Source organism: Leptospira saintgironsiae (assembly GCF_002811765.1).
Classification (GTDB): domain Bacteria; phylum Spirochaetota; class Leptospiria; order Leptospirales; family Leptospiraceae; genus Leptospira_B; species Leptospira_B saintgironsiae.
This window is the reverse complement of the sequence record NZ_NPDR01000038.1, coordinates 1-703: the sequence shown is the minus strand read 5'-3', so window position 1 is coordinate 703 and position 703 is coordinate 1. Positions and strand designations below refer to the sequence as shown.

Genomic DNA, 703 nt, shown 5'->3' with positions numbered 1-703 from the left:
CCTTGGTCGTTAGACGAAATAACCATAAAGTTTGACGTATTAGCTAAAGTTCTATTCTGTTTTTAGAGAATTCGCTTTTAAGCTTATTTATAGGGAAAATATAAAGAACATTCATTATGGAATTAATTTTCGAAATAATATGGGTGATAGTTGTTGAAGTTTTTGGAAAATACGTAACTGACTCGATAACCAAGGATGCTATGGTGATATTGAAAAGATCGAAGTTCATGGAATCGTTCTTTTCTGTCATTGGTTATATTATTTTTGGATCAATAGTAGGTTATGTGAGCATGCTTGTTTTTCCAAATTTTTTGCTTAAAAATCATAGCTTGCAAATAGCAAATTTGGTTTTTATTCCGATTATTTCCGCATTAATAATTTGTTTTGTCGGTAATTGGCGTAAAAAGCTTCCTCTTTTTAAAATAGAATTTGAAATATTTATTTCTGCTTACGTGTTTGCTTTTGCAGTATCACTTATTCGATATTGTTTTTTAGATGTAACAAAACCATTTTGGTAACGTTGTTACAGTTCTAACTTACTTGCAATGTATGGTTACTTCGTCTAACTATCGGTGCTTCCGCTGCGCTCGGAGATCGCTTTGCGACTCATTCGCTCGGGCTACGCCACATTTGCTTCAGTCACTTCGTTTGCAAAGCAAACTCGCGCCATCGCAAACGTCGGAACACCTTGGTCGTTAGGCGA

General features: G+C 35.0%; 1 protein-coding gene. It reads left to right on the top strand.

Annotated features, from left to right (window positions below):
• Window positions 1–116 precede the first annotated feature (116 nt).
• Entirely contained in the window at window positions 117–518 is a 402-nt protein-coding gene (locus tag CH362_RS19120; RefSeq protein WP_100711905.1) for a hypothetical protein, read from the top strand.
• Window positions 519–703: the final 185 nt, after the last annotated feature.

What these genes read in the sequence shown, in the direction of transcription:
- CH362_RS19120 (WP_100711905.1), top strand. Translation starts at nt 117, where the DNA reads ATGGAATTAATTTTCGAAATAATATGGGTGATAGTTGTTGAAGTTTTT.